The 7,993-nt window shown below is 68.4% G+C and carries 5 protein-coding genes; all 5 read left to right on the top strand.

The window, feature by feature from the left end:
- Positions 1–197 precede the first annotated feature (197 nt).
- The 5 genes from AC31A1_RS41700 to AC31A1_RS41720 all read left to right on the top strand — a co-directional run bounded on the left by AC31A1_RS41700 (position 198) and on the right by AC31A1_RS41720 (position 7,773).
- Positions 198–3,758, top strand: coding sequence for a choice-of-anchor D domain-containing protein (locus AC31A1_RS41700; protein ID WP_489658295.1), 3,561 nt, complete (start codon positions 198–200; stop codon positions 3,756–3,758).
- A gap of 90 nt (positions 3,759–3,848) precedes the next feature.
- Positions 3,849–5,822, top strand: coding sequence for a glycoside hydrolase family 99 protein (locus AC31A1_RS41705; protein ID WP_489658296.1), 1,974 nt, complete (start codon positions 3,849–3,851; stop codon positions 5,820–5,822).
- A gap of 133 nt (positions 5,823–5,955) precedes the next feature.
- The gene (locus tag AC31A1_RS41710) at positions 5,956–6,609 is read left to right on the top strand and encodes a hypothetical protein (RefSeq protein ID WP_489658297.1); all 654 of its coding nucleotides are present in this window, start codon (positions 5,956–5,958) and stop codon (positions 6,607–6,609) included.
- Between the two features lie 44 nt (positions 6,610–6,653).
- The gene (locus tag AC31A1_RS41715; protein WP_489658298.1) at positions 6,654–7,070 is read left to right on the top strand and encodes a DUF6153 family protein; all 417 of its coding nucleotides are present in this window, start codon (positions 6,654–6,656) and stop codon (positions 7,068–7,070) included.
- Between the two features lie 73 nt (positions 7,071–7,143).
- Positions 7,144–7,773 carry a DUF305 domain-containing protein gene (locus tag AC31A1_RS41720; protein ID WP_489658299.1) on the top strand — a complete coding sequence of 210 codons (630 nt, stop codon included), beginning with the start codon at positions 7,144–7,146 and terminating at the stop codon, positions 7,771–7,773.
- Positions 7,774–7,993 lie beyond the last annotated feature (220 nt).

The following is a 7,993-nucleotide window of genomic DNA, read 5'->3' on the forward strand; positions in this document are numbered from 1 at the left end:
CGGCACCTTCGCGTGTGCGGGCACTTGAGATCTTGCGGGATCCAAATTTGTTTGTTGCAAAGAGCTGTCGAGATATTGCGTGATCATGTCAACGATATTACGGTCCCCCATGCATCGTCACCAACCCCCCGTCTCCCCTCCCTCTCCGGCGGCACCAGCGCGACAGTTCCGGCATTTCATTACGTAAGGAGTGGCACGTGTTCCATTCCATCCGAGATCTGAGACGAGCCCTCGTCTGGGTGGTCAGCACCGTGATGCTGGCCGCCGTGGGCGTCTTCGCTCTGGCTGTCCCACCCGCCGCGGCGGCGTCCACCGCCACCGGCGGCAGCGGCGCGAGCCTGCCGTACGTCGAGGTGCAGGCGGAGAACTCCGCCACCAACGGCTCGGCCATCGGGCCGAGTTACACCGCGGGCCAGCTCGCCGACGAAGCGTCTTACCGCAAGGCGACGACGTTGCAGGGCACCGGCCAGTACGTCACGTTCACCACGCCGGTGGCGACCAACTCGATCAACTTCCGGTACAGCATCCCCGACACCTCGGGCGGCTCGGTCTACACCGCCGCGCTGTCGCTGTACGTCAACGGCGTAAAGCAGCCCGACTTCACCCTGACCAACGCCTACAGCTGGTACTACGGCAGCTACCCCTTCACCAACACTCCGGGCAGCAACCCGCACCACTTCTTCGACGAGGCCCACCGCCTGTTCTCCACCACCTATCCGGCGGGCACGACCTTCAAGCTCCAGGTCGACGCGGGGGACACCGCCTCCTCGTACACGATCGACTTCGCCGACTTCGAGCAGGTCGGCGCCGCCCTGACCGCACCCTCCGGCGCGGTGTCGGTGACCAGCAAGGGCGCCGACGCGACCGGTGTGGCCGACGCGACCAGCGCGTTCAACGCCGCGATCAGCTCCGCGGGCCCCGGCGGCACCGTGTGGATCCCGCCGGGCACCTTCAACATCCCCGGCCACATCAGCGTCAACAACGTCACGATCGCCGGCGCCGGCATGTGGTACTCGACCGTCACCGGCACGGCCCCCGGCTTCTACGGCAACTCGGCACCCAACGCGAGCACCGGTGTCCGCCTGCAGAACTTCGCGATCTTCGGAAACGTGCAGGAACGCGACGACAGCGCCCAGGTCAACGGCATCGGCGGCGCGATGAGCGACTCGACCGTCTCCGGCCTGTGGATCGACCACATGAAGGTCGGCGCCTGGATGGACGGGCCGATGGACGGCCTGACGTTCACCGGCATGCGCATCCGTGACACGACCGCGGACGGCATCAACTTCCATGGCGGGGTCACCAACTCGAAGGTGACCAACAGCGACATCCGCAACACCGGCGACGACGGCATCGCCACCTGGGCGGACTCCGGCATCGGCGCCGACGCCAACGACACGATCTCCAACAACACCGTGTCCCTGCAGATCCTCGCCAACGCCATCGCGATCTACGGCGGCCACGACAACACCGTCAGCGGCAACCGCGTGGTGGACACCGGCATCGCCCAGGGCGGCGGCATCCACGTGGGGCAGCGCTTCACGTCGACGCCGGTCGGCACCACCACGATCTCCGACAACACCATGGTCCGGGCCGGCAGCCTCGACCCCAACTGGCAGTTCGGCGTAGGGGCGTTGTGGTTCGACGGCAGCCAGGGCGCGATCACCGGTCCCATCAACGTGACCAACGCGCTGATCCAGCAGAGCCCTTACGAAGCGGTCCAGTGGGTCGAGGGCACCATCAGCGGCGTCAACCTCAACAACGTGACCATCGCCGGCACCGGAACCTTCGCGCTGCAGGAACAGACCGGCGGCGCCGCCAAGTTCACCAACGTCACGGCCACCGGCGTCGGTTACTCGTCCCCGGTGTACAACTGCTCCGGCGGCAACTTCGTCATCACCGACGGCGGCGGCAACTCCGGCATCAGCGGCACGCCGTACTGCGGCGGCTGGCCCGCTCCGGTCTACCCGCCCTATCCGTCCGAGGGCGTGACGGCCACGCCCGGCGCGCTCAACTTCGGTTCGGTGGCGACCGGTTCCACGAGCGCCGCGCAGACCGTGACGGTCTCCAACCCGACCAACACCGCCGCGTCCGTCTCGTCGATCTCCACCAGCGGCGACTACGCCCAGACCAACACGTGCGGTTCGTCGATCGCGGCGAACGGCTCGTGCACCGTCAGCGTGAAGTTCTCGCCGACGGCGACCGGCAGCCGTAACGGCGCGCTGACCGTCAACGCGGGCGGGACCACCAGCACGGTCAGCCTGTCGGGTACCGGCACCGCTCCGGGCCCGGTGCTGAACACCGACCCGGCGAGCCTGTCCTTCCCGGCCACCGTGGTCGGCTCGTCGGCCACCGCGCAGACGGTGACGGTGACCAACTCGGGCACCGCGTCGGCGACCGTCTCCGCCGTCGCGGCGACCGGTGACTTCAGCCAGACCAACAACTGCTCCACCCTCGCGGTCGGCGCGTCCTGCACGGTCACCGTCGGCTTCAAGCCCACCACGGGCGGAGCGCGCGCGGGCACCCTGACCGTCACCAGCAACGCCAACAACAGCCCAACTGCCGTATCCCTGACCGGCAGTGGCATCGACAGCACCATCAACATCGCCGCCGGGCGTCCCGCGTCGGCGAGTTCGAGCACGAGTCCCTACGTCGCCTCGAACCTCACCGACACGGACGCGTCGACGTACTGGGAGGGCACGGACGGTTCGTTCCCGCAGTGGGCCCAGGTCGACCTCGGCCAGAACTACGGCGTCGGCAAGGTCGTGCTCAAACTCCCGCCGGCGACGGCGTGGTCGACCCGTACGCAGACCCTGTCGGTGCAGGGGTCCACGGACGGTTCCAGCTTCTCCACGCTCAAGGCCTCGGCCGGGTACACCTTCGACCCGAGCGCCAACGGCAACACCGTGACCATCACGTTCAGTTCGGCCACCGCGAGATACGTGCGGGTCAACATCACCGCCAACACGGGCTGGAACGCTGCCCAGTTGTCGGACTTCGAGGTGTTCCCCAGTAGCGGCGGCTCCTCACCGGCGACCCTGTCGGCCGACCCGACGTCGCTGTCGTACGCCACTCAGGCGCTCAACACCGCCAGTAGTGCGAAGACGGTCACGGTGACCAACTCCGGTACGGCGGCGGCGACTGTTTCCGGTATCACCGTCACAGGCGACTTCACGCAGACCAACACCTGCGGGTCGTCGATCGCGGCGGGCGCCTCCTGCACCGTGAGCGTCACGTTCACGCCCACCGCCTCCGGCACCCGCGCCGGTGATCTCAGCATCGCCAGCAACGCGTCGAACGGCACAACCACGGTCGCGCTGACCGGAGTCGGCGCCGGCGCGGTGAGCAGGAACCTGGCGGCCGGCGCGGCCACCACCGAGTCCAGCCACACCGACGTGTACGCGTCGTCGAACGTGACGGACGGCAACCAGGGCACCTACTGGGAGAGCGCCAACAACGCCTTCCCGCAGTGGGTCCAGGTGGACCTCGGTTCGGCACAGAGCGCGAGCCGGGTCGTCCTCCAGCTCCCCGCGACCTGGGGCGCCCGCAACCAGACGCTGTCCCTGTCGGGCAGCACCGACGGCGCCGCCTTCACCACCCTCAAGTCGGCGGCGGCGTACACCTTCGATCCCACCACCAACAACACGGTCACCATCACCTTCACCGCGACCACCCAGCGATACCTCCGGGTGAACATCACGGCGAACAACGGCTGGCCGGCCGGTCAGATCTCCGAGTTCCAGGTCTGGAACGGCTGATACAGGCTGACGGTGCCGCCGGGCGTGAACGCACTCGCACCCGGCGGCACCGACCGCCGACCACCTGAAGAGGAGTCCGGAGGAATCCCCATGGGTGTCACACGCAGAGTCTTCTTGAGAGCCGCGATCGCGACCACCGCCGTAGGAACGGCGGGAGCGACCGGGACCGTACTCGCCCCCACAGCGTCGGCGGCCAGCGGGCCGGGTGACGTGGTCGGCAAGATCACCGTCGGCTACCAGGGCTGGTTCGCCTGCATCGGCGACGGCGCGCCCATCAACGGCTGGTGGCACTGGACCCAGAACTGGGGCCAGCCGCCGTCCCCGACCAACACCGGCATCAGTTGCTGGCCCGACGTCCGGGAGTACACCACCACGTACCAGACGTCGTACGCGGCCCTGGGCAACGGCCGGCCCGCCAAGCTGTTCTCCTCCTACGACCAGCAGACGGTGAACACCCACTTCCTGTGGATGCAGCAGAACAACATCGATACCGCGGCGCTCCAGCGCTTCAACCCCACCGGCGGCGAGGGCCCCACCCGCGACGCCATGGCGACCAAGGTGCGCAGCGCCGCCGAGTCGTACGGCCGGAAGTTCTACATCATGTACGACGTCTCCAACTGGACGAACATGCAGTCCGAGATCAAGACGGACTGGACGAACAAGATGTCCGCGCACACGGCGAGTTCGGCCTACGCGAAGCAGAGCGGCAAGCCGGTGGTCTGTGTTTGGGGCTTCGGCTTCAACGACCCCAACCACCCCTTCACCCCCGACGCCTGCCTCGACGTCGTCAACTGGTTCAAGAATCAAGGCTGTTACGTCATCGGCGGCGTCCCGCGCGAATGGCGGACGGGGACCGGGGGTTCACAGTCCGGCTTCTCGGGCGTCTATCACGCCTTCAACATGATCTCGCCGTGGATGGTCGGCGCCATCGGCAACATGACCGAGGCCGACAACGCGTACACCACCTACACCGTCCCCGACCAGGCCGACTGCAACGCCAACGGCATCGACTTCCAGCCCTGCGTCCTGCCCGGCGACGTCTCCGGCCGGCAGCGCGCGCACGGCGACTTCATGTGGCGGCAGTTCTACAACATGGTGCGGGCCGGGGTGCAGGGCATCTACATCTCCATGTTCGACGAGTACAACGAGGGCAACCAGATCGCCAAGACCGCCGAGACGCAGGCCTGGGTGCCCACCAACTCCGGGTTCCTCGCCCTCGACGAGGACGGCACCGCCTGCTCCTCCGACTACTACCTGCGCCTCACCGGCGACGGCGGCCGCATGCTCAAGGGCCAGCTCGCGCTGACCCCGACTCGGCCTACTCAGCCGGTGGTTCCCAGCGGCGGCGACACCACACCGCCCGCCGCGCCGGGCGGCCTGACCGTCACCGGGCACACCAGCGACTCCGTCTCCCTGAGCTGGAACACGGCGACCGACAACGTCGGCGTGAGCGGTTACCGCGTCCTGCGAGTGTCGGGCTCGACCAGCACCCAGGTGGGTACCACCGGCTCAACCTCCTTCACTGTCACCGGACTTGGCGCGTCCACCGCCTACACCTTCGACGTCGTCGCCTACGACGCGGCGGGCAACGTGTCGCAGCCCTCGGGCCAGGTCACCGTCACGACCGACCCCCCGTCCAGCACCACCAACCTGGCGCTCCACCAACCCACTTCGGAGAGCAGCCACACCCAGTCGTACGCCTCGGGCAACGCGACCGACGGCGACACCAACACCTACTGGGAGTCCGCCAACAACGCCTTCCCGCAGTGGGTCCAGGTCGACCTTGGCGCCGCGACCGGCGTGAAGCGGATCGTCCTGAAACTTCCCCCTGCCACCGCGTGGGCGACCCGTACCCAGACGATCTCCGTCCAGGGCGGCACGGACGCCGGCACCTCCACCCAGCTGCTCGCCTCGGCGGGCTACACCTTCGACCCGGCGACCGGGAACACCGCGACCCTCACACTTCCCTCCACCGTCACCACCCGCTACGTACGGCTCAACATCACCGCGAACAACGGCTGGCCGGCCGGGCAGGTCTCGGAGTTCCAGGTCTTCGGCGCCTGACCCCCGTACGTCCGGTGGGGGGTGTTGCCAGGACCACCCCCGATCCGGTCCTCAGGCCCAGGGACCGTGAGTGCCGTCGGCGGCAGGATTCAAGACGTACCGAATCCACCACACGGAACCTTCGGGGGACCCCATGAACGAAATGTCGGCCAGGCGTCTGGCGGGCGGTGCGGGCATCGCAGCCGCCGTCGCTCTCATCGTCGAAGTGCCCCTGTACTTCGTCTACTCGGGCCCGCCGCCGGACGCCAACGTGCTGGCCCGGCTGCTGATCGGGATCGTCGCGCTGGCGTTCCTGCTCGTGTTCGTGACCGCGTTCCGCGAGCTGGTGAAGCGCGTGAATCCGGACTACGAGTGGGCCGGTTCGATGGCCTTCACGGCGGGGCTGGTCTACACGACGATCACGCTGGTCTCCAGCGGACTGGAGGCCGGCGCGGTCATCGCCGCCGACCACCCGATCGACCCGACGATCGACGTCAGCGGCACGTACATCCTCTACGGATCCATCTCCCGGCTCATGCTGGCGTTCTTCCTGACCGCGCTGGGCTTCGCCGTCTCCCGCACGCGACTGCTGCCGCGCTGGACCAGCAGGTCGGCGTACGTCCTGGCCGCGGTCAACCTCGCCTTCGTACCGTCCCTGTTCTTCGGGAACACCCCCGCGCACTTCTACGCGGCGAACGGCTGGGGCACCACCGCCCTGATGGGCGCGATCCTCAGCTACTGGCTGCTGGCCCTGGGCATCTCCACCTACCGCAGCGCGAAGGCACCCGCAGCGGGGACACTTATCTAGGTGTCCGGTGCCGGCCCGATACCCAGGGTGGGTATGGTGGCGTCATGGCCCGTCCCGAGCAGCCCGTAGGACCGCACCCTCGCGTGCGGTCCTACGGGCTGCTCGTGGCCGCCCTGCTCTTCGGCCTGCTCGGGATGCACGGGCTCGGGCCCGTTCCCCTGGCCGAGCCCGCTCACGGGCACACCATGGCGGTCACGTCCGTAGCGACGGGCGAGAGTGCGTCGACGCCGGACGCCTGTGATCACGGCGCGGGCGACTGCGGCGGCAGCCACATGGCGCACGCCGACGCGACCTGCGCCTCCGCGTCCGTCGCGGGTAACCCGGCCGTGGTTCCGGTGCTGCAACCCGATGTGGCTGCCTGCGCCGAGGTGCCCGACGGCCGTACGTCCGGGGCGAGCGGCGGTCCCGACGGGGGCCGGGCCCCGCCCTCCCTCGCCGAACTCCAACTCCTGCGGATCTAGAGCGGCCCGCGCGACACGTCACCGTGCGCGCATCGGCACGCCCTGAACGGATCCACACACCAGGAGTTCCACCATGACCGCACAGCGCAGGTTCGTCCGTCGTACCGTTCTCGCCGTCACCGTCTCGGTGGCCGCCCTCACGCTCGCCGCGTGCGGCAACGACGGCGACGGCAAGGCGAGCAGCGGGACCGCGACCGCGTCCAGTACCGCGACCGGCAGCCACAACGCCGCGGACGTCTCGTTCTCGAAGGAGATGATCCAGCACCACCGCCAGGCCGTGAAGATGGCCGGACTGGCCGCCGGCCACGCCTCCTCGGCGCAGGTCAAGAGCCTCGCCACGAAGATCGAGGGCGCCCAGGCCCCGGAGATCAGGACCATGTCCGGCTGGCTCACCTCGTGGGGCGAGCAGGTTCCCCAGGACATGTCCGGCATGGACTCCGGCATGAACCACGACATGTCGTCGTCCGCCACGCCCGGCATGATGAGCGACGCCGACATGGGCAAGCTGGAGAAGGCCTCCGGCGCCGACTTCGACACCATGTTCCTCAGCATGATGGTCGAGCACCATGAGGGCGCCATCGACATGGCCAAGACCGAGAAGGCGGACGGCAGTTACGCTCCCGCCACCGCGCTCGCGGCCGACGTGATCACGGCTCAGAGCGCCGAGATCAAGCAGATGAACAAGATGCTCGGCAAGAGCTGACACCAACGGCGGAGGGTGGGGCCGGCCGGTCCCGCCCTCCACCCCGGCTCAGCTTTCGTCAGCGGCCTCGCGCCGTTTCCGCTGCTCCTCGAACAGCCGTAGGAACTCCTTCGCCTGTTCGTCCGCCACGCGGCGCTGCTCGGTCTCCTCCTCGTTCAGCACCCGGTACTCGTCGAACACGCCCTCCTCGCGGAGCTGCTTCTCCTGGACAGCGGTGGGG

It is taken from the genome of Streptomyces sp. P5F9 (genome assembly GCF_057961495.1).